Consider the following 22,113-nt stretch of genomic DNA (forward strand, 5'->3'; position numbering starts at 1 on the left):
GAATACGTCAATCCAGGAAGGAAATAGTGCGCACATCGAGCAATGCGTGGTCTCCCTGGTCAGAGACCCACATTCGTTGCCCCCGGCCTGCCACATGCTCGTCCCCGATCTCTGCCCATTCCGTGCGTCGTGCCAGCCTCAGGCCGTCGTCATCGTGAGCCTGCAGCGGATAGCGCGTGGGTACCAGGCCTTTTAGCGTGCTGTCGTTGACCAGCACCAGCTCTGCGGGTTGCCACACAAGGTCTCGAAGGTCTGCGGGTTTTTCCATGGCGATGCTATGCACCGCTGAGAAGGGAACCCAGTAGTAGCAGCCGTTGGTGTGAAACTCCAGCACTGGTCCCAGCCTCGAGTCGGAATCGCTCAGCCATTCGAACGGTTCGCCATTGAGCTTGCCGGAGCGAGCCGGTGCCATGTCCAGGGCCAGGGATCGCAATTGCAGCGCAGCATCGGGAATCCCTTCTGACTCTGCTTTGAGGGCGTCCACCATGTAACTCAGCCATGCAGGCGGTTCCCCCAGGATGTAAGGCGTGCGACGCCCCTCAAACACCTCGGTGCGCAGCAATTCGCAGCGCATGGCTTCCCGGTAGGCATGTGCCATCGGAATGGCCTTGGGATCCAGCTGCGCACATACCTGCAACTGCGCCAGCGCCTTGTCCCAGTCGCCAAGTACCGCTAGCAACTGGAAATAGAAAGTGCGCAGCGAGGCCTTGGAGGGCTCAGCCCGGATCGCGTCTTTGACGCGATGGAGTTGAAGGTCCAACGGGCTTTGGGAGTCAAAGAGAATGGCAGTCACGTTGAGAGTTGATGTTGATCATTTTGGGTGCCGGCGTGCTAAATCGCCTTGACGGATGACCGATTGCGATGTCGGTCCTCCGACGAAGGTGGGGCATGCACTGCGGCCCTTCCGGGTAGCGGTGCGCTTGGACTCAACTTCGTGAAAAGTACCTGCCTGCCTGCAAACGACGGCAGGTCAATCAGCGGAAGTTGGGTGAGGCGCCGGGTCGCGAAAACCGCGATGGATTCACGCTAGCTTTTGTTAGCGTGTGCCTTCTTCCTGGCAGGACCGCTGCCGGTCAGTTGCCTGCTTCTTTGACAGAAGGCAGTTTGGACACAAGTCGCAGCGATACCGTTAGCCCTTCCAGCTGGTAGTGAGGGCGCAGGAAGAACTTGGAGGTGTAGTACCCCGGATTGCCTTCCACTTCATTCACCTCAACCTCAGCTGCGGCCAGGGGCTTTCGTGCCTTGGTCTCCTGGGAAGAGTTGGAAGGATCCCCATCGACGTAGTTCATGATCCAGTCGTTAAGCCAGCGCTCCATGTCGCTGCGCTCCTTGAACGAGCCGATCTTGTCGCGCACGATGCACTTGAGGTAGTGCGCGAAGCGGCAGCACGCGAACATGTAAGGCAGCCGTGCCGAGAGGTTGGCGTTCGCCGTAGCGTCGGCGTCGTAGTATTCGGCGGGTTTGTTCAGCGACTGCGCGCCAATGAAGGCTGCAACGTCCGAGTTCTTGCGGTGGACCAACGGCATGAAGCCGTTCTTGGCAAGCTCCGCCTCCCGGCGGTCGCTGATTGCGATTTCGGTGGGGCACTTCATGTCCACGCCACCATCGTCTGTGGGAAATGTGTGTGCGGGCAGGTTCTCCACTGCGCCGCCGGATTCCACGCCGCGGATGGATGTGCACCAGCCGTAGTATTTGAAAGAGCGGTTGATGTTTACCGCCATGGCATACGCCGAATTCGCCCAGCAGTACTTGCTGTGGTTGCCGCTGGCAGTTTCTTCTTCAAAGTCGAACTCATCCACCGGATTGGTCTTGGCGCCGTAGGGAAGTCGGGCCAGGAAGCGTGGCATGGCGAGGCCGATGTACTTGGAGTCATCGGACTCGCGGAGGCTGCGCCAAGCGGCGTACTCGGTGTTGGTGAATATCTTGGTCAGGTCGCGAGGGTTGGCCAGTTCCTGCCATGAGTCCATCTGCATCAGCGCGGGAGATGCGCCGGAGATAAAGGGGCAGTGGGCTGCAGCCGCCACCTTGGCCATTTCCCCCAGCAGTTCGACATCCGGCGGGCTGTGGTCGAAGTGGTAGTCGCCCACCAGACATCCAAAGGGCTCTCCGCCGAACTGGCCGTACTCCTCCTCGTAAACCTTCTTGAAGATGGGGCTCTGATCCCAGCCCACGCCCTTGTAGCGTCGCATGTTGCGATGAAGCTCCTTTTTGGAGATGTTCATCACGCGGATCTTGAGCATCTCGTCCACCTCGGTGTTGGTCACCAGATGCTGTAGGCCGCGCCAGGCGCCTTCAAGCTTCTGGAACTCCGCATGGTGAATCACGAGGTTGACTTGTTCGGACAACTTTCGGTCGATCTCTGCAATGATGGCTTGCACGGTCTGGTACGCATCGTTGGAGATGGTGGCTACCGATGCGAGCGCCTGCTGTGCAAGCGTCTGTACGGCAGCTTCTACTGCGTCGCGTGCTTGGTCGGTTTTGGGTTTGAATTCTTTGTTCAGCAAGGCCGCAAAGTCGTGGCCCTCTAGCGACTGGGCGGTGGTTGATTCTGTGGTGGCTACTACTGCACTCATGGGTGATCTCCGTTGGCAGGGATGTCTCAGGCGGCGTCGTTTTGAGCTGGCATCTCAGCGGCTTCTGCGGCGGGCTTGGCACTCGCAGCCAGTGACTTGAGCAGTGCAGGGTCCTGGAGTACCTTGCGGATCAGCTCTTCTGCTCCCTGCTTACCGTCCATGTACGAAAGCAGGTTATGGAGTTGGGTGCGAGCCTCCAGCAGTGTGTTGAGTGGGCCGATGTTGCGGGCCACCGCGGCAGGCGAGAAGTCATCCATGCTTTCAAACGTCAGATCCACGCTCAAATAGCCTTCACCAGTGAGTGTGTTGGGCACCAGGAAGGAAGCGCGAGGCTTGATGGATTTCATGCGGGCATCGAAGTTGTCGATGTCGATGTCCAGGAATTTGCGATCGGCGATTTCCGGTAAGTTTTCAAGAGGCTTTCCGGACAGGTCGGCCATCACGCCCATGACAAAGGGAATGTGCACCTTTTTCTCCGACCCATAGATTTCCACGTCGTACTCAATTTGCACGCGTGGCGCCCGGTTTCGTGCGATGAACTTCTGCCCGCTTTTTCCCACTTTGGTGATTGACATGTTTACCTCTCTCAAGTTGTCTGGTTCGATCAACCTTTGGCCGAGACCTCGTGGTTGCCGGTTCAAATGCTTACAAAGTTGTGTGAATTCGCTACGGTTTGTCGTGGCTGAAACGAGTCGTTCCTGGACGGTCTTTTTGTCGCACACAGCCCTTGGGGAGACCATGACGCGCATGCTTCGAAGAATCTCCACTGGTAGGTGGGAAAGTCCACAATTTCGTGGAGCCTGTATGCGTTGAACGGGGCTACTGTTTCTGTATTTCAGTATCCGATCTGCCTGCATAGCGACTGTTACAGTTCGTAGTTCAAGAGGTCTGTTCAGGCTGGACTCCTGTGATTAACTCGATCTGCTGAAGGCTTTGTGGTGCGAGCTCGCGAAGGAGGTCGATGAAGCTCATGCCCATCAGTTTTGCGGATCGGCGAATCAGGAGCGAGGCGGGGTTGGTGGGCTCGGTGGATTCGAGGAACTCGGCGATCTTGACCAACTGTCTGATCGCATCCTCCCGGGTCTTGATCTCCTGGCCGACGGCTGGCACGGCGGTGACAACTACATCTGGTCCGTCGCCTGGTCCTTTGGAAACGGCAGCGGCTTGTTCTGACTTGGGCAGAAGGCTGTGGAGCAGCGCTACCAATGATTGAATGTTGCCCATGTCGGGCCGCTGGTGGTGGGGCAGCTTGTCGTCGCACAACCGCACTAGCTGTTCGAGCGCCTCTTTCGCTCCGGGGACCGCGACAAGCAGGGCGTGCCCTTGTTCCACGGCGTGAGCCATGCCCAGCCGCAGTTGGTCCATGGTGAGCTGCGCATTGGATTCCGCACGCTGTCCGCGCGCCAGCACTTCTGCGTCGCGTACTGTGAAGTGACCAAAATTGGAGGCGAGGAACTCCGTTTGCCTCAACTCGTGCAGCAGCCCGGTCACGTCGTTGAGCATGGCAACGGCGTTCATGCGCATGAAATAGTCGCCGTCTTCAGGCAGCGGGTGAATGTCGTCCCAGTACTTTGCCAGGAGAGCTCCCATTAACTCCAATCCGCGGGCCAGACCGATGAGCCCTTCGGTGTTTGTCCAGGATCTGCACAGCAGTCCGGCGATTCGCATGTCCTTGCTCTGCACTAGCAGTTGCAAGGCATTGCTTTCCACAGATTGCCAGTCGGGATCTTCGGCGGGAATGATAGTGTCGCCGTACTGCTGCTCGACCTTTCCGCGGGCCAATTGCTCCAATGCCAGAAATTCCGCCGCATAGGTCATCTCGGGGCCACACGGAGGCGCGGAGGGAGCTTCGTTCAGGAGTTCGTCGATGTTTTTCATGGTGAAGGGGCCTTGATCCAGGGAAGGCGGGTTCCGTCAATGTTTGGAGAACAACTGGGCGAAGAGCCAGCGGTCGGCCTTGCCGTGATGCACCAGTTCCTGCGATTCCAGGCGATGGGTGGGAGATATCCACCACAGGCTTTGCTCGCCAAAGAGAGCCGTGTGCGCTCTCCATTCGCCTGCAGGCAGCGTGATGTTTTCAGCGAGATCGCTTGCTGTTGCTTGGTGAGCTTGTGAAGCCTCGTGGAGGTCCGACAGGATGTCTTGGATGAGAGATGGCTCGCGCTCGCCAGGCAGTGTGGTGCCGAAGGGGTTGGGCAACAGGCTGACACGTCGATCCAAGTCATCCACAGAAAGCGCGCGGCGTCGTGCCTCCACAATGGCAGAGCGCGCTCCCGCGAGGAATGCCTTGACCTGCAGGTCGTCTGCAAATGGGCAGCCCGCATGCGGCGCCGTTGCCATCACGGTGAGTGGGTAATAGCGCCCGACACGGTCCACGCTGGGCGCGAGTGCGCCGATTACCGGTGAGCCCTGTGTGCTCAAAGAGGCGATGAAGAACCACAACGGGGCGTTCACGAAGGTATCCGACCAGCCTGCGCCGTCTGCCCGGCGCAGTTGTTCCATCCCCTCTCGCATCCACGCATCCCACTCGCTACTGAGGGCATGCGGCATACGCCTGCCCACGAAGTCACCCAGGCTTGGCAATTTGCCGAACCAGGCGACAGAAGAAGGCGCCAGCATGCTGCGGAGGTCGTTGCTCAAAGGTTGCTTGGGCATTCGAACTCTTCCATCGCCTTGAGGCGGAATGGATTGAACACACTGCTGGTGGTGACTTCAAACCGTACCCGGCGCCCATCTACGTTGAAGATCGCGGAGAACTTCTCCGGCGCATTGCCCGGAAGGAGCTGTGCGCGGTCAAATAGCCGATGTAGCGCCCATGGACCTTCCGTGACCAATCCCGAGTTTTCACCGTTGGTGCTCGTGATCTGCAGCCTTACCTGGCCTGTGCCCCGCGTGCCTGGCCAATTCATGGATTTAGGGATTTGCGGCCCGTGCTGGTAGCGAAGCACGTCTCCATCCACGTCCAAGACCATCTGCGAGATGGCCGCGTCCATCTCGATGGGCTTGATGTCCAGACGGATACCGGGTGCCTTGCCTCCTGCCCGAAAGTAGACATCGCGGATGGTGGCCGCTTTCTGGAAGGATGCCAGCGACGCAGATCCTCCGACCGGCGTTCCGTCCACACCCTGCTTGAAGGTCCAGGTGGAAGCGGATATGTCGACCATGGGCTGTAGCGTGCTGCGGAAAAAATCGTCCATGACGCCACCCATGGCGAACAGTTTGGCGAAATCATCAGCGGTGACGTCGCGTCCTGCGCTGCGTGTGAAGGGGTATCTGCCCAGCACGGCGCGGCGGCAGAAGTCCCCGATGGTCGCGTTCAGATTACCGCCAATGGTGCTGCGTACGTCCCGTCCGACCAGGGTGGATGTCGCTTCAGCCAGATCGGTGTACATCAGGTTGAGAGGCGGAGGGAGGCGCTTGGCTTCTGCACGCACCCTTTCAAGGGTCGATGACAGCGTCGGCGGGATGGTGCCACCCGATTTCACCTGCTGTCGCGCCGATGCGATCACGGCAGATGCCTCGTTGAGTACCTGCAGGCTCTGTGTCAGTGGCGAAGGGCCCGACCCGTTGCTGGTCGCGAGCCGGCGGTATTCGCGGAAGCGGAAGTCCACGATGTCGGCTTCGAGCGTTCCACTGGGCGTAAGGCCTCCCACGTTGACCTGCTTACCGGTCAGCCTGCTCAGCTGCCGCTGTTCCTCGCGAATGCGGTTCAGCTTATCTCCCAGCCAGCTGCTGGTGCTGGCGCCGCTGCTATCGGCATCTGCATCGGGGCGACGTGCAAGCGTCGTCTCCTTGGCGACGGCGCGAATGAACTGTTCCAGGCTCGAATTGGCAGATGAATACAGGCGAGCCTGCTCCCCTGCCTGGTCCAGTGATCCGATGCGGGTGGGGCGTACGTCGGCCAGATAGTCCTCCCATAGCTTGGCGTACTCCATCAGGTACAGGCGTTTCACCTCGTTGGCGACCTGACCGGTCAATACCTCCTGAGCGGTGCTGCGCTTGCCGTCCGCCTGCCCCAGCACCCAGCCTTCTTCCTTGGACAGCAGCGTTGTGACCTTGGGCAGCTCGTGCAGGAACACACCGTGGTATCCGTCATAGGTGAACAGTCCGGATATTCCCTGCGTCAGTGGCCGGCCGCTGCGGCGGCTGAACACCTGGGGTGCTTCGGGGCCGCTGGCCCGCACGACGCTGAAGTCCGCTGGCAGGCTATTGCCCGTGATCAGCAGTTGCTTCAAGCGGCTATATGCCCGCTGCGCTGGGGACATCTGTGCCAGGCGTTGGCGTACCTCCGCCACCAGTGCGGTGTCGACCGGGGTTGACGATATCACCACGCGTTCGTCCATGAGCCGGTCCAGATGGTGAGATAGGCGATCGCCCACGCCCGCCTGCAGCAGTTGCGGCGTCAGGCTGGCGTCCCATTCGTGCCGGATCCATGCCTTCACCGTTCGGGCGTCGAAGCGATCGGAGTCATGGATCATCAGATATGCCTTCAGCGCTTCGTAGCTGGCCTCGGGGTTGCTTGTCGAGGTTTGCTGCAACGAGCGGCGCAACTGCCGCACGATACCGGGCAGCCACGCATCTTCCAGAAGGCGCAGGTAGGTGGTGTCTGCTGCTGTCTCTACTTTCGGGACCTGCAGCAGGCCCCAACGCCAACTCAGCGGTGGCGAGCCTGTGTAGCGCTCACTGACGGCGAGGGATTCCGCATGGTCCAGCATCGGTAATAGCGCCACCACATTTTCCGGGTCGCCCGTTTTGGCCTCTTCGACCGCTTGTCGCAAGGTGCCCACACTGGTCTTTACTTCCTCCAGGTACCCAAGGTTGTTCTGGTGACTGATGCCCCAGGCCAGCGCAGCACCACTCAGTGCCAGAGCCAAGCCGATGAGACCGCCAGCCTGCAGCAGTCGGAGCTGCCGCTCTTTCTTGGCGTTGCGGCCTGTCAACCCCGCTTCGTTGAACATCACCCCCTTGAAAAGGGTTTCGATGAAAAAACTCTTGCCTTGCTGCCCTGTTCCAGGCTTCAGCGGGGTGGCGATGGCGAACCGCCGCTTGAGTGCCGACAGCACACGGTCAAAGGGCATGCCCTCTTGCGTACCGCTGGTGAAATACACGCCACGGAACAGGGGCTTCTCTTTGAAGCGCGAGGATGAAAAAGCCTCCTGCAACGTTTGGTGCACCAGTTCGCGCAGGCCCACAAACTGCTGGGGCAGCCCGTAGATCAGTCCACGCCGGGCAAGATCCGGTTCCGCCAGCAGGCGATGGGGCAACAGGCGATTGATTTGTGCCACCAGCGCGTCGAACTCTGCAGTGAACTGGGCCGTAGGGTCATCGTTGGACGGCACATTCTCTCGGTATTGCTGGGTGAAGCCCCACACCTGGGCGCGCTCGTCGCGCGTCATCTGGCCGAAAAACTCGTTGAAGCCCGCCAGCAGGTCGGCCTTGGTGATCAGTACGTACACCGGGAACTTGATTGCCAGTTCATCGCACAACTCCCCGAGCCGCGCACCGATGGTTTTGGCGAGGCGCGCGCGCTCCGCTTCGGTACTGCTCAAGAGCTCTTGTACGCTGAGCGTCACGATGACGCCATTGATGGGCTGCCGACCGCGAAAGCGCTTCAGAAGCTGTAGAAAGCCCGACCAGGCGGCTTTGTCTTGCACGACATCGCTGTCGTGCGTCGTGTACCGGCCGGCGGTATCCAGCAGCACGGCCTGGTCCGTGAACCACCAGTCGCAGTTGCGTGTGCCGCCCACGCCTCGGATTGAGCCCTTGCCGAACTGTTCGGCCAGTGGAAAGTCGAGCCCCGAGTTGGCCAGTGCCGTGGTCTTGCCCGATCCTGGAGAGCCGATGATCAGGTACCAGGGCAGCTGGTACACGTAGCGCTTGGTGAAGCGGCCTAACAGGCCGCTTTCGGTAGTGCCAAAGCGAGTCTTGGAAAGAACCTCTACGGCCTCCTTGAAGCGCCCCTCCAGTTCAGTCACCTCCTCTTGACCAGGTGCAAGTTCTTGGGGGGTATCACGGCCAGCAGTGATCCGTGCGATCTGCCCCATGAGCTTGTCGTTCATGCGTTTGGCACGCCACCAGTGAAAGAGTAGCTTGATCACCCAGATGGTGAATAGCGCGGCGATGAGGGCCCAGCGCACGTTTTCGCTTTCCAGTGGCTGATACGGCTTGATGTAAACCAAAGGGCCGATGAACCAGATCACCAGACTCAGCAATACCAGACCGATGAAGGCCAGAGTAAAACGATTGAACAGCAACGCTGCCATAAGTCTCAGCATGCTCATTTCTTGATGCTTTCAGTCCGCGGGGCATTGCCGCTGAGCTGCAATTCCTTGTCACGTACCTGCGGTGCGACCAGCAGAACGATTTCTACGCGTCGGTTTCTCGCCTTGCCTTCGCTTGTGGTGTTGGGCGCCACAGGATCCGCTTCTCCGCGGCCTTCAGCCTGCACGCGCTGACTGTCCCGAACCGTGCTCTGCAGCATGTCAGAGACGGACCGAGCTCGGTCTTGGGAGAGGTGCCAGTTGGATGGGTACCTGGCCGTGCGAATGGGCGAGTTGTCGGTGTAGCCGTTCACGACCACCTTGCCGGGCACTTCGTTCAAGGCGGTGGCAATGCGCTGAACCACCTGCACATAGCGAGGTTTGACCACGTTGGAGCCCAGTTCGAACAAGCCGTCGCCGCGCAGGATGATGGTGCTGCGGTCCGCCTGGTCAATGACCTCGACCAGACCTTCGCGGATTTCAGGTTCGAGGAATTGGCGCAGCCTGGGCTTGTCCACGCTCGCCATGGCCGCGATGGCTCTGGGGAATCGGATAGCGTTGATGGAGGTGAACAGCGCGTCAGACTGGGCTGCGAGTCGGTAGCTGAACCAGAGGAAGAGGGCGAACGCGAGCAGCAGCGCGAGTGCTGTAGCTACCCACAGCGGCACCATGGTCCACGGAGGCGCCGCCTTGCGTTCCTCGCCTTTCCAGTGAAGTGATAGTGCGCCGCTGCGATCGCCACGTGTACTCTCGATCAGAGCCAACAGCCGCGCCTTGAGCGTTTCCAGCTGGCTTCGCCCGTTCTCGATCACGCGATAACGTCCTTCAAAACCGAGCATGAGACAGAAGTACATCAGCTCGATCAGGTCGATGTGTTGGTGCGGTGTCTGAACCAGCTTGGCCAGCAGCTGGAAGAACTTCTCGCCCCCCCAGGTTTCGTTGTGCAACGCAACCAGAAGGCTGAACTTGGGCCAAACGCCGGATCCGCCCCAAGGCGTTTGCGCCGCAGCCTCGTCCACCACGGTGCACAGGCAGTACCTTGCCCCGATAACAGTCTCGATCGGAACGCCTGCGACGCCCGCGCTGCGCTCGAATTCGCGGATGTTCGCAAGTAGCAGGCGCTGGAAGCCTTCAGGGTCCGCGTTGGAGGCCATCGCCCGGATCTGCGGCACGAGATTTAGCAGTACGTTCGCGGATGCCACCAGTGGATTCCCACCGCTGACCACATCGGGCAGGTTGGTGCGTGACATGTTCTGGGCGCCTGCTCCAGGCATGGATATTTCAGGCGTGCCGAGTGCGCGATGCTCGGTATGGTCACTGGCGCTGAACGCGAAAACGTTGTCCGTGATTGGGATCGACATGGGTTGTTCTTATCTGCGGATCGCCCAGAATTCCAACTCCAGCTCCGGGAACTCGCCCGAGACATGCATGGCTAGGCCCCCTGAGCTGTTGAGCTGGCGCCACAGGTCGTGTGTGGTGTCAACCTCAAAATAGGAGTACCCCGCGTGATAGGGGATTTCGCGTGGAGCCACGGACAGCGATCGCAGGGTGACGCCCGGCAGGTGGAGGTTGACGAGGTCCCGGATCTTCTCGACAGGCCCCAGCTTCGTCTGGGTGGGAAAGTGGGTGCGCAGGAATTCCACCGTGGTCTGGGCGTGTACTGCCAACACGAAATCGCAGGTGGTCAGCAGCTCGGTGGACGGGATGAGGGCTACACGAACGCCGTATTGCCGCTCCTGCAGCTCGATCTGGATAGCGTTTTGCTCAAGCACCGACGAAAGGCCGCGGCGCAGTTCCAGCATCAAGGGCGGAAAGCAGCTGCGCAGGTCGTCGTGGTCATAAGCCGGCAGTGGCGCGGGGCGTCGTTGCTCGCGGGTGAAGGTGGACAGCTCGCCCGCCATTTTCAGGAGGTCATCGAAGAGGCGCTCAGGGTGAATGCTGCGAATCCTGACCCAATGTTCTACCGCGGGCTCCCATCGGTTGATGAATTGCAGCATCAGGAAGTCACCCACCTCGCCGACACCGCCGCGCCCTGGCTGGATCAGCCGCTCCTCCAGCGCGACGCCCCGCTGGCGCAACAGGCCGTGAAGTTCTCGGCAAAACGCGAATAGTGCGGAGGTTTCAGAGTTGTTGACGACAGTCGGGATGAAGGTTTTGTCCAGCAACGCTGCTCCATCCGCCTTGCGTTCCACCACGTGGGCCACGGGCAGAGATACCCAACCGTCGGAAAGATCGTGTGATGTGCGCAGGCTGAACCGGGCGATGCCCAACTGCACCTCCGCCGGCTGCGCGCCAACGTCGTTAATGTCTGCCACTTCCAGCACCTGCGCTTGGTAACGCGTCATGCCTGCGTCGTCGTCGGCAAGGGTTACTTCTGCGCCGCTACGCCGCCGCAGCGGGAGTGACAGATGGATCAGCGTGTCTTTGGTGTTCTTCCCCACATCAAACGGTGGTGGGGCATCGTCCACATCCGGGATCCTGAACGGTGTGCCGTCAGGTAGCACACCTTGCGCAGAGATCAGTGCAACCTTGCCGAGGGCAAGCATCTGGGTGTCCAGGGTCAGCTCTGAAAACCCCCAGTAGAAAGGCTGGGCGGAAAGACTGCGCCCTTGGATCAGAAAGTCCAGGTGTCGCTCTTGTTGTTGAAAGTGCTGAGGGCGCAGGAACATCCCTTCCGCCCACACCACCTTGCGTTGCCAAACCATGGTTCTACCTTGAAGTGATTTGATGTTGAACCCGTACGGCGTCGCGCGAGACCGTGACCAGGTAGTGAACGGGTTTGAGCCGCTGTGTTTCTCCAAGGCCCCACCAGCGGCGGCGCATTTCCACCGAGTTCGGGGCATCGACATGTGCACGCCAGGTGCTGCGCTCGAGGTCGCGATAGCTGGCGAAGAAACCGAAGGCACGCACGTCGGGGTTGCCTTTGCGTTCGATGACGCGGCGCTCACCCGGTGCAATCAGGATCTCTTCTCGCCGCACGAAGTCGCCGCCGAGCTGGCTTTCGTCCTTGTCCAACAGGTCGAAGAAGCTGGAGCGTTCGAAGGTGACGGGAGTGCGCAATTCGTAGATGCGCAACAGTACGGGCTTGGGCATGCCGTCCACGTCAGGGTTCAGGCTGCGCTCGGCGATGATCTCGATGACGGCTGGCGGCACCCCGGTGGGCGCCTCGCTGGGGCGATTGAGTGTGTTCACCACGCCGCATCCGGACAGAGGCAGCGCTGCCATTGACAGCCAGTGGGTGGTCTTCAGGATCGTTCGCCTTGATACGGCTTTCTTGGTCATCTGCATGGCGGCATCCTCCCGTTCAGTGGGCAGTTCGATTCAGTTCAGTTGACGGTCTGGTTTGCGGATACCCACACGGCCAGCGCGCTGAGGTTGTCCTGATGGGGACGGTCTTTGGAGCGAACGGCTTCCGCCATGTCCTGTAGCCAGACGTCGGGCCGCTCTGCGGCCTGCAGCGCTTGTTCCATCGCGGACTCGTGGAGGTTTTCCCAAAGTCCGTCGGAGCACAGCAGAAAGGCGTCACCCTCTGTCAGCTCCATGGATTCAGGCAGCACGGTGGGTGGTACCTGCGACTCGGCACCCACTGCACCGGCCAGGACACTGCGATTGGGCAGCGACCTGGGATCGCCGTTGGCATACAAGCCAGCGTGCAAAAGCTGCTGCACAACGCTGTGGTCTTCGGTCATGCGGTGAACCCGGCCTTCCCGGAACCAGTAAAGGCGCGAGTCGCCCCAATGCGCCCACAGCGCGCGGCCGGTGACCGGATCTATGCACAGCAGGACCACGGTGGCGCTCATGTGCATCCGCGAAACGGAGGTGGGCTGTTCTTCAGATACTGTATGTTCGGCGCGAAAGATGAGCGATGCCAGGCTGGCTGGCGCAAACATAGGGTTCTCGCGGTAACCTCCCAGTACGGCGTCCACCGTCAGGCGCGCCGCCAGCGCACCGTTGCCATGGCCTCCAGCTCCATCCGCCAGGGTGCAGCAAAAGCCTCTCGATCCCAGATCTATCATGCCCAGGTAGTCTTCGTTGGAGGCACGGCCGCCTTTGTCGGTGATGGCCGACACCGACAGCCGCAGGCGGTGCGACTCTCCAGCGATATGTGCGATCACGAATGCTCCTCGGCAGACTGTGCGGCGGCTTCGTATGCGTTCACAAAGGTTTTCCCGGAGAACGCCATTAGGTCGTCTTCTGCATGGCGACGCACCGAGTCATATCGCTGCTGGAAGTCGTCCCACAAGGCGGCTTTGCGATGCACGCTGGATATTTTGTTTAGCAGGCTGGACGCTACCGTAGCGTTCTTCTCTAGCTCTTCTGGGCTGAGGCTTGCCACGGCTTCTGAGTAGGCGGCTCGTATGCCGGCCATCAATGCGATCTGGTGCACCGCCAGGTCTTTGTACGCTTCCTTCATTGCGGGTACCGGCTTCATGAATCCCGGAAACGTCTGTCCAATGAGCTGCAGCATCACACCGTCTGCCGTCGGCAGGAACTTGAGGGGGTTATTGGCCCCGGAGGCAATGATCGTGACGTCCGCTCGGAATTCACGTTTGATTTCCGAGCGCGCGGAGAGGAGGTCGATAGAGCCCTGTACCGCTACCCGCAGTGCTTCGCCGAAAGCGCGCATGAAATCCGGCGTGATGGTGACGTGTGCTTTGCCTTGCTCTATCCCCGCGCCTTGGAGAAAGGCAGCGGCGAGTGCATCCGATGAAGCTACCGTTGTCTGCGCCGTTACGTGGGCGTCAGCGGCGGTCGGTGTCGGCGCGGGGGGTGACGCGGGCTGCGTGGCGTGCGTGGGGATCGCGTTCTCCCGTGGCTGCGGCGGCTGGATATCTGCGATCTTCAGCAAGTCCTCCTCCCGCAGTGCCTGCGCAGCGTCTCCGCCGTCGAACAGAGCCAAGTCCAGCCCTTGCATAGCGTGAAGTCCTGCCTCTACAACAGACTCAACGGGCAGCGCAGCCACCGGAGTTGCCTCGACGTTGAGGCGGTTGGTGGCGGCGATCCCATGGGTGACCGTATCTGGCAGCGCTGTCGCATGGCGCCGTTGGGCATCGCGGGGCATGTTGAACACCTGGGCCAAATCCGAGCCGCGGGACATGCCATGGTCTTCTGGCTCCACATACATCGACTCCCCGGGCTCACGAAAGAGCTTCAGCGGGTTAAGTTCGATGGCTGGATCCAACTGCTTGGGCAGCCCGGTATGCGCAGCATTGTCCATTTCGCCCGCGAAATGCCCCGTTTTGGGCAAGGCCTGGAGCAGGCCATCGTTCTTGAGTTGAACCACTTCAGCCAAGCTCTTGGCGGCAAGATTCCCGCTCCAGGAGTCACGATGGAGGGCTTGCTCCCTGGGATCAGCTGCGAATGGGTTGAAGTCGTCGGGAATGACCATCGCTCTATGCGCTGTCGGCGGTGCCTGTGTGGGCCTGGCTGTAGCGGCAGAAATATCGAACGGGTGGGGTGGGGCGTGTTCCGTCGGAATTTCTGCATGCAGCCCGTCCGTAACAGGGGCGGCAGAGGCCGATTGCGCCACTGTCAGTGCCGCGGCGGGCCCTGGTCCGTTGGCGGACCGTTCTGGGACGAGCGCTGCCGCAGAGCGGGCCTCGACCCGTCCAAGCATTGCGAAGGGGCTTGCCTCCGCATCGTGCTGCGATGGTGCTTCGGGCAGGGACGAGAGCAAGAGGCCTGACAGGTGTGCATCTCCTCCGACGATGTCTGGTATGTCTGCCCAGGGGTTGGGCAGGGAGGCGAGCCCGATCGCCGAGGTTGCGGCATTGGCGCTCGGTGTGGATGTACCCGGCTGTGTGTCACTGCCGGCTGCCGATGTGGCCTCCGAGATGCCTTCTGTGAACGCGCGGGAGACCTTCGCCTGGGTAGCCTGCGCATCCTGGTGTTGCCCTGGAATGACTGCGCGCAGTTGATATGGACCAATGCCTATGCTTGTGCCGGGTACAAGCGGTACCTCTTGCCCGGACAGCACCTCCAGCCCGTTTACGCGCACTGAGCGGCGTTCGCACAGATTGGCGATATAGGCTCGGTCGGAGTCAAGGCGGACCATGGCATGCACGCGCGCGACCATCGCGTCGTCATCGGGCAATACCAGCTTGTTTTGCCCTGCACGACCCACGGTCCCGCCTGCCATCCCAAAGATAGCGGACCAATAGCGGCAGACCGGGCTACCCGCTTCGTGTGTGACCACCAGTTCTATCTTGTCCATTGCGTATTTGCGCGTGCGTTGTCTGGTGGAGCGTCAAGATGTCTTGCGGGTGTTGCGCTTGGAACGCGCAGCATTGCGGGCATTGATGAATTCACGGCCCCAGACCGGGTGGCCCTTTTCTGCCTCGGTGAGTTGGAACGTGGGGTCCTGCTCGAGGGCGAGTTCGAACTGCTGTCGGCAGGGGCGCGGCCGCCCTGCGGCGCAGTGGCTGAAGGCCATGAACTTGCGGGCCTTGATTTGCAATGTCAGCGGTAGCTCGGGGGCGTCGGCAAGAGGTGTGAGCTTGACGATGGCTTCATCGAACTGCCCTTCTGCGTACGCGTTCAATGCTTCGGTCAGCTGTGCCTCTTTCTGCGCGCGCGGATCCACCGGTGCGACGGGCTCGGGAGCTGGTGGCGGTGGTGGCGGTGCTTCCACCTGCGGCTCGGGGGGCTTTGGCGTTGTTTCGCAAGCGGCCAGGAGAAGGCTGGCGCAGGCGACGATCAAGGCGCTCCAGTAACGGTTTCGCATGGATTTATTTCGCGTCAAAGTCATGGGTGATCGTGATCGGTTGATCTGGCTCGACCTTGAGCGTTTTGCGCACGGTATCGAAGCCGGGGTTGCTGAATTCAATGTTGTGTGAGCCTGGGGGGAGCTTGAGTTCTGTGAGCGGAGGAGTCACGCCCACTCGCTTTCCATTGAGAGTCACATGGGCCCACGGTGAAACGCGCAGCTGAATGTTGTTCTCGGAGCGGATGGGCCTCCGCGAACCCAGTGCCATTGGGGACGTCGGGTCGAACGATGGTGTGGGATAGCCTGCAACGGCCAACAGCGGCGTGATGGCTGTGATCACAGTGCTGTTGAGCGAAAAGGTAAGAGCGTTGCCATTCCCTGGGGAAGATCCTTGACTGTTGCTGAAACTTGCCAAGGACCGGCCGCACTTTGCGCCGCGCTGGCTGTATGCCTTCGTATAGGCATCCCGCCACGGCGTGTTCTGCAGCTCGTACGCTTCGAGCGTGAACGAAGGGCGCGCGTCGAAAGCTGCGTTGAATGCGGTGTCGCACCGGGCCCATTCCCGATTGGTGCAATAAATGAACGCAAGGTATTTATGGGCAGTAGATCGCTCGTGCCCATCTGTCAGACCTGCAAACAGTGAAGCCTGTAGTGCTTTTTCTGCCAGCTCCAGCTTTCGCGTCTCGTAGAGCGATATGCCCTGTCCCAGATATTGGCGTCCAGCCGAAGAAACCGAGTTCCCCGCTTCAGGTGTGCTTGGTTCGTTGCAATCCACCGAGGCGATTGCAGTGCTGAGACCCAGGCACAGGCAACAAGCTCCCCATCGCAGTAAAGCGTTTATTGGCATATCGACAGCAGGCGCTCGTGGACGTGAATTATTCGAACTGGTGACTGATCACCACCGGCTCGCCTTTTTTGACCTGGACTGTCTTGGTGACTGGCGCTGCGGCCGGATTGCTCACGTCAATGCGATGCAAGCCTTCAGGAAGCTCGATGGAAGTCAGTGGTGGCGTGGTTCCCAAAGAGTTGCCGTTCACCGAGATCCGGCCCCATGGGCTTACGCGCAGGACAACACGCCCTACTTCTCCCGCTGTCTTTGGCGGATTCTTGGCTGCTACTACCGAATCTGCAACGGCAGGATCTCCTTTGGGCGCAGGCGGTGGCGTCGTTGCTGCCACGGCCTTTGGGGCCGTTGTTGCAGGTGGCTCTGACGCTGAGGGCGCAGAGGTCGCGGCAACGACAGCCTGTGTGGGGGCTGACGCTAAGGCAGCTGGCGGCGGACTGACAACCGGTTCTTGAAATTCCAGACGATTGATGAGGGCCATCGCTTCGCTGCGATGCTTGCCCTTCGGGTAAGCGCTCAGGTACGAGTCCAGCATCGCTACAGAGCCCGCAGCTTGTGCTTCTTTCCAATGTTGGTCTTCAAGATTCAGTGCTATCTCTTCTGCGGACTGGTGTGCGGCCACGTCGTGCTTGGTCAACCAAAGAACCAACGCAGTGGCTACGAAAAGCGCGAGGGCCGCAGTCGTCCATCGCAGCGTCAAAGCGCGTGTGCGCATGTGTCGCCGATCGCTGCTGATCTCCGCATCTTGGCGTTCCCGAGCGTCCGGCTTCGCGGGCAGTTGGGGTGTTGCTGTGGCGTTGCTGGTTGATGGAGCAGACGATGTCTGGGGGGCATACTTCAGTATGTCGATGTCGCTGGCGACGACTGCTGCTTGCGGAAGTGTCTGGTTCGCCTGGGTGGCCATCGCGGTAACGGGCTCGCGCTGAGCGGGTTCTGCCGAATGGTTTAACGGCAATGATGCGTTGGCCTCGGTAACTACGCCAGTGGGTTGCAACGACTCATGCAGGCCCGTGGTGTCCGAGGCTGCGAGCGTCGGATGGGGGAGCGAAGAGGTAACCCCCTGCGCACCTGGTACGACATCGTGCCAGGGCGCATGCATGGGCATGGTGAACGTTGTGATGCCGAGCAGCTCCTTGAGTGCAGCAATCGTCTGTGGTCGCTCCTGAGGTTTCACCGCCAATGCGTGACCCACTCCACGCAGAAACTGGAATGAGTATCCTGGGTAGTCAGCCGGCGATAAAGCTGCCACCGGATCGTTGATCATTCTGGCGACCGATGTGGCTGGCGGCTTCCCAGTGATCGCTAGGTAGAGCATTGCGCCAATTTGGTAGATGTCGGTCCATGCTCCCTGCGGCATGGCGCCGTCATCTACGTACTGCTCAATGGGAGCGAAGCCTGGCTTCAACACCATCGTCAGGGCCTGCGTCATGTCACCGATGATTCGCCGTGCGGCCCCAAAATCGAGCAGTACAGGCATGCCTGAGTTTTGCAGGAATACGTTATCGGGAGCGATATCGCGGTGGTAGCAATCGGCTGCATGCAGCATCTCGACGACATCGAGGATGGGGCCTACGATGGCGGCCAACATGCGTTGATTCATGCGTTCTTGTTGGGCATTCAAAAATGCTCGGAACGTCTGCCCTTCGTAATGGCGCATGACCATGTAGGCCGTACCGTTCAGTTCGAAAAATCGGTACACATGTACCAGAGCTGGATGCGAGAACTTGGCCAGCAGTCGGGCTTCGTTGATGAAGCTTCGCAGCCCGGCATCGAATGCCCCGCGATGCTGCGAACGGACGTGGATTTCGTTGGATGATTTACGCCCCGCCAACGTGGCGGGCATGTATTCCTTGATGGCGACAACCCTGTCAAGGCTCACATCGCGGGCGCGATACACAATGCCAAAGCCACCTTCTCCAATGACGTCCAACAGCCGGTATTCACCGATATGGACGCCCGGCGCGAGGCAGTTTGCCGAACCTCCTGCGGTCTCAATCATCACGTGGCTCCCTGTGTATTCATCGCCTCATCGGCTTTTTTAAGCGGTCCGCAGGTCTTCAGTGCCATTGCAATCGGAGCTGCTGCGCTCGGCGGCTGCAATATGCTCTTTCACCTCGCAGCGCACCCCATTGCGCCATCGATCGTGACCGCGGAACTTCGTCAGCCTGCTGCGCCTTGGAGATCTGGACCACGCTTTCAACACTTTCCATCGTTATCGAAATAGGGCGCAGATCCGGCATGTTTGTGAGCCTGGCTTCTCGCGTCCAGCATTCACAAAGCCCTGCGCAGTCACCCTCATCTTGGTGACGAGTGTTCATCAGCAAGCTGCTTGCAGTGCGTTTGTGGCGGGCGAGTCTAACGTGGACAAATTGCAAAAAACGTCACAAAACCACTAGTTCAGAGGCGCCGAAACACACTGTTTCCAATGTTGCGGAGAGCCGCTGAATTGCTGTGACTTGATACCCCTTTAGCTGTTGGGCGTCCGTATCATCCGCCCGCCAATGAGCTTGCGAGGGAGGGGAAATCAAGCAAGCGAAGCGCCCTATGCACACACAAACACACGTTTACAAGATGAGCGTAGTGGCAATGCATGCGCAGTGTTTCCGCATGTTTCGCATGCGGGCTGTGAGGGTTCGCACCTCTCCTTCCGTCATGAATTCTGTGGGGGTGCAAGAGTGCCGCTGCGGAAATTGAGAGCGCGCGGGTGCTGTTGATGTTGATGCAACAGCCCTGCGACGCATTTTTGAACCAAGGAGAGGTACCCGAATGACAGTTGCGATTTTTATGAAGGTGGAAGGTGCTAGCGGTGAATCGAAAGACGCCGCGCACAAGGATTGGACGGACGTGGAGTCGTTTACTTGGGGTGTGACCCAGCCGCACTCGATGGCCTCTGGTGGTGGTGCCGGTGCCGGTAAGGCGGACTTTCAGAACCTGAATGTCGTTGCCAACATCGACAAGTGCTATCCCGCTGTGCTTAAGCATTGCGCCACGGGTAAGCACTTGGGACAGGTGGAAATCTCGATGTGCAAGGCGGGTGGCACGCAGATTGAATTCGGCAAGATCACCCTGACGGACGTGATGGTGACCAACGTGACCGTCAGCGGCACCAGTTCTGGCGACACCGTGGTTGTGAACTACGCGTTCCAGGCTGCCAAGATCAAGACGGAGTACTCCGAACAGACCAACCAAGGCGGCAAGGGCGCTACCAGCCAGATGGGCTTCAGCATCAAGGAAAACAAGGAAGCCTGATTGGCTGGCCTTCGGTTGCGCTCACCCTGCGCGCGCAACCAGGAGCCGCGTCCGTGGGCGCGGCTCCTTTTTGTGCCCACCCTTCGTCGTTGACCGGTGACCTTGCCTGGGCGGATTGCAGTCACTCAGACGTTCGTTCCACCTTCTCTCATGACCCGTCGCGTCACTATCCAAACTCCTCTGGGCGAGCAACTGCAATTTCGCAAGCTGGAAGGGACTGAAGCGCTGAGCGATTTGTTTTCGCTAGAAGTCGATCTGGTCAGTCCGAGTAAAAACATTGACCCAAAGGCGCTGCTAGGAAACGCTGCGTCGGTGGTGGTGGAGACGGAGGGGTTGGGCAAGCGATATCTCAGCGGACTCGTCACGCACTTCGGTATGCGGGGGCAGGATCATCGCTGGGCTTCCTATCGCATGCGCCTGCGGCCCTGGCTTTGGGTAGCTACGCGCAAAACCGATTTCAAGATTTTCCAGCACATGACCGTGCCGGACATCATCATGGAAGTACTCGGGAAGTACGGCTTCCCCATTGAGAAAAAGCTTACTCGCTCGTACCGAAACTGGGAGTACTGCACTCAATACGGTGAGAGCGACTACAACTTCGTGGCGCGCTTGTTGGAGCACGAAGGCGCCTACTTTTACTTCACCCACAGTTCCGGGAGTCACACCCTGGTGCTGGCTGACGACATCACAGGCTCGCACAGTCCGTTGCCTGGTGGCCATGTCGTGCCTTTTCATCCGCCTGGCAAGGCCGCCATCGCTGACAAGGAACATTTTTACGCCTGGGAGCTTGTCCAGGAGGTGCAGCCGGGACGGCACTACAACGATGATTACGATTTCAAAAAGCCGCGTGCCGACCTCTCAAACATGCGTCAAAACCCACCGGGGCATGAGCATGACAAGTACGAAATTTATGAGTGGCCGGGCGGCTATACCGAGTTCCCGGATGGCGAGACTTACGCCAAGCTTCGTCTGCAGGAGCACTTGGCAAAGCACAGCCGGGTGCTAGGCCGTGGCAACAAACGCAACCTTGCCACGGGTTACACCATCAACCTGGAAAACTATCCGCGCGACGACCAGAACCGCCAATACCTGAACGTCAGCACGCACTACCACTTTGAAGAGAATCCCGAGGTCAGCAGCAGCCGGGTGGGTGGAGCGACTGCAACCAAGAATCCGCACGAGGCGGGCTCCATTCAGCAGTTTGAAATTCAGGCGCAGCCCACCAGCATTGAGTTTCGTCCCAAACGTGACACACCCAAGCCGCGGGCGCTCGGCCCGCAAACGGCGGTAGTCGTCGGACCGCCTGGCGAGGAGATCTGGACCGACAAGTTTGGGCGTGTGAAGGTCCAGTTCCACTGGGATCGCATCGGCGCGATGGATGAAAACTCTAGCTGCTGGGTACGTGTTTCGACCAGTTGGGCAGGACCGCAGTTCGGCGCGGTTTTCATTCCCCGCGTCGGTATGGAAGTCATCATTGATCACCTCAACGGCGACCCTGACTACCCCATCCTCACGGGTTGCGTCTACAACGCGCTCAACATGCCGCCCTGGGCGCTCCCTGCCAACGCTACGCAGAGCGGCATCCTCACCAGGTCCAGCAAAGGTGGAGCCGCGGGGGCTGGTATGAAGAATGGCCCCGGCGACGCCAATGCCCTCCGGTTTGAGGACAAGGCGGGCGAAGAGCAGCTGTGGATACACGCTCAGAAGGACCAGCTGACCGAGGTTGAAAACGACGAAACAAAGTGGGTGGGGAGAGACCGGGAGAAGACCATTGACCGGGACGAGACCAACACCATTCACCGCGATCGCACCGAGACGGTCGACCGCAACGAAAAGATCACCATCCACGGCTGGCGCACGGAAGAAGTGGATGGAGACGAAACCATCACGATCCACAGCAACCGATCGGAGCGGGTGGATCATGACGAAAAAATCAGCATCGGTGACAACCGTAAAGAAACGGTGGGCAAAAACGAGACTGTCAAGATCGGCCTCACCAGACAACACACCATTGGCATCATGTCCATGCTCAATGTCGGGCTGGTCCGCATCATGAATGTCGGTGTTGCCTACAGCCAGAACATCGGGATGATGATGTCCACCATCGTGGGCATGACCCAGACTACCAAGGTCGGCCAAAGCCAGAAGACTACGGTGGGCAAGGACTATGTGCTGGAGGTAGGGGGGAGCGGCGGAGGGGGGGGGAGCTCTGCAGCTGCAGGTGCTGGGGTGGATCACATCGTGGCTCCTGCAGGCGGCGGCTCCGGTGATGGTGGTGGCGGTGACGCTCCCAGCTGCATCAAGATCGACGCCAGCCAGATCTTCATGGAATCCAAGAAGATTCATCTCAACGCCAAGGACGAGATCCTGCTCACTGTCGGCAGCAGCACCATCAGGCTCACCCCCAGCCAGATCGAAGTGCTTTCTCCGCTCGACAAGCTGAACTGCTAGGTGGGAACTTTGGGGGGAGTTTGGCGGTGC

General features: G+C 59.9%; 16 protein-coding genes. 2 read left to right on the forward strand and 14 right to left on the reverse strand.

What is annotated here, in order from left to right; translation table 11 throughout:
* Positions 1 to 7: 7 nt before the first annotated feature.
* The 14 genes from C8C95_RS12515 to C8C95_RS12580 form a co-directional block, all read right to left on the reverse strand.
* The gene (locus C8C95_RS12515) at positions 8 to 793 is read right to left on the reverse strand and encodes a type VI secretion system accessory protein TagJ (RefSeq protein WP_116748799.1); all 786 of its coding nucleotides are present in this window, start codon (positions 791 to 793) and stop codon (positions 8 to 10) included.
* 280 nt (positions 794 to 1,073) lie between these two features.
* On the reverse strand, positions 1,074 to 2,573 hold the full coding sequence (gene tssC / locus C8C95_RS12520) for a type VI secretion system contractile sheath large subunit (protein ID WP_056059618.1): 1,500 nt from the start codon (positions 2,571 to 2,573) through the stop codon (positions 1,074 to 1,076).
* Between the two features lie 26 nt (positions 2,574 to 2,599).
* Positions 2,600 to 3,148 (reverse strand): type VI secretion system contractile sheath small subunit, encoded by a 549-nt coding sequence (tssB, locus tag C8C95_RS12525; protein WP_116748800.1) that lies wholly within the window; start codon positions 3,146 to 3,148, stop codon positions 2,600 to 2,602.
* A gap of 304 nt (positions 3,149 to 3,452) precedes the next feature.
* On the reverse strand, positions 3,453 to 4,451 hold the full coding sequence (tssA, locus tag C8C95_RS12530) for a type VI secretion system protein TssA (protein ID WP_116748801.1): 999 nt from the start codon (positions 4,449 to 4,451) through the stop codon (positions 3,453 to 3,455).
* 36 nt (positions 4,452 to 4,487) lie between these two features.
* Entirely contained in the window at positions 4,488 to 5,228 is a 741-nt protein-coding gene (gene tagF, locus C8C95_RS12535; protein ID WP_116748802.1) for a type VI secretion system-associated protein TagF, read from the reverse strand.
* On the reverse strand, positions 5,210 to 8,854 hold the full coding sequence (gene tssM / locus C8C95_RS12540) for a type VI secretion system membrane subunit TssM (protein ID WP_243415690.1): 3,645 nt from the start codon (positions 8,852 to 8,854) through the stop codon (positions 5,210 to 5,212). The genes tagF and tssM overlap by 19 nt, the downstream gene beginning before the upstream one ends.
* Positions 8,851 to 10,194 carry a DotU family type VI secretion system protein gene (locus tag C8C95_RS12545; protein WP_207780601.1) on the reverse strand — a complete coding sequence of 448 codons (1,344 nt, stop codon included), beginning with the start codon at positions 10,192 to 10,194 and terminating at the stop codon, positions 8,851 to 8,853. Before C8C95_RS12545 ends, tssM begins: the two co-directional genes overlap by 4 nt.
* A gap of 9 nt (positions 10,195 to 10,203) precedes the next feature.
* Complete coding sequence (gene tssK, locus C8C95_RS12550) at positions 10,204 to 11,538, reverse strand: type VI secretion system baseplate subunit TssK (RefSeq protein WP_116748803.1); 1,335 nt, start codon at positions 11,536 to 11,538, stop codon at positions 10,204 to 10,206.
* A 4-nt stretch (positions 11,539 to 11,542) separates the two neighbouring features.
* Positions 11,543 to 12,121, reverse strand: coding sequence for a type VI secretion system lipoprotein TssJ (tssJ, locus tag C8C95_RS12555; protein WP_233250246.1), 579 nt, complete (start codon positions 12,119 to 12,121; stop codon positions 11,543 to 11,545).
* 38 nt (positions 12,122 to 12,159) lie between these two features.
* Positions 12,160 to 12,948, reverse strand: a complete 789-nt coding sequence (locus tag C8C95_RS12560; RefSeq protein WP_116748804.1) for a PP2C family serine/threonine-protein phosphatase — start codon at positions 12,946 to 12,948, stop codon at positions 12,160 to 12,162.
* Positions 12,945 to 15,047: a type VI secretion system-associated FHA domain protein TagH gene (gene tagH, locus C8C95_RS12565; protein ID WP_116748805.1), complete on the reverse strand. Its 2,103-nt coding sequence runs from the start codon at positions 15,045 to 15,047 to the stop codon at positions 12,945 to 12,947. Before tagH ends, C8C95_RS12560 begins: the two co-directional genes overlap by 4 nt.
* A gap of 33 nt (positions 15,048 to 15,080) precedes the next feature.
* On the reverse strand, positions 15,081 to 15,557 hold the full coding sequence (locus C8C95_RS12570; RefSeq protein WP_133246228.1) for a TssQ family T6SS-associated lipoprotein: 477 nt from the start codon (positions 15,555 to 15,557) through the stop codon (positions 15,081 to 15,083).
* A 4-nt stretch (positions 15,558 to 15,561) separates the two neighbouring features.
* Positions 15,562 to 16,314, reverse strand: a complete 753-nt coding sequence (locus tag C8C95_RS12575) for a PEGA domain-containing protein (RefSeq protein ID WP_165836539.1) — start codon at positions 16,312 to 16,314, stop codon at positions 15,562 to 15,564.
* A 100-nt stretch (positions 16,315 to 16,414) separates the two neighbouring features.
* Complete coding sequence (locus tag C8C95_RS12580) at positions 16,415 to 18,382, reverse strand: serine/threonine-protein kinase (RefSeq protein ID WP_116748807.1); 1,968 nt, start codon at positions 18,380 to 18,382, stop codon at positions 16,415 to 16,417.
* A gap of 767 nt (positions 18,383 to 19,149) precedes the next feature.
* Here C8C95_RS12580 and C8C95_RS12585 point away from each other — a divergent pair.
* Together C8C95_RS12585 and tssI are read left to right on the forward strand one after the other, a co-directional pair.
* The gene (locus C8C95_RS12585) at positions 19,150 to 19,632 is read left to right on the forward strand and encodes a type VI secretion system tube protein Hcp (RefSeq protein ID WP_056059598.1); all 483 of its coding nucleotides are present in this window, start codon (positions 19,150 to 19,152) and stop codon (positions 19,630 to 19,632) included.
* A 150-nt stretch (positions 19,633 to 19,782) separates the two neighbouring features.
* Complete coding sequence (tssI, locus tag C8C95_RS12590; RefSeq protein WP_116748808.1) at positions 19,783 to 22,083, forward strand: type VI secretion system tip protein TssI/VgrG; 2,301 nt, start codon at positions 19,783 to 19,785, stop codon at positions 22,081 to 22,083.
* Positions 22,084 to 22,113: the final 30 nt, after the last annotated feature.

Source organism: Acidovorax sp. 99 (assembly GCF_003096455.1).
Classification (GTDB): Bacteria; Pseudomonadota; Gammaproteobacteria; order Burkholderiales; family Burkholderiaceae_C; genus Acidovorax; species Acidovorax delafieldii.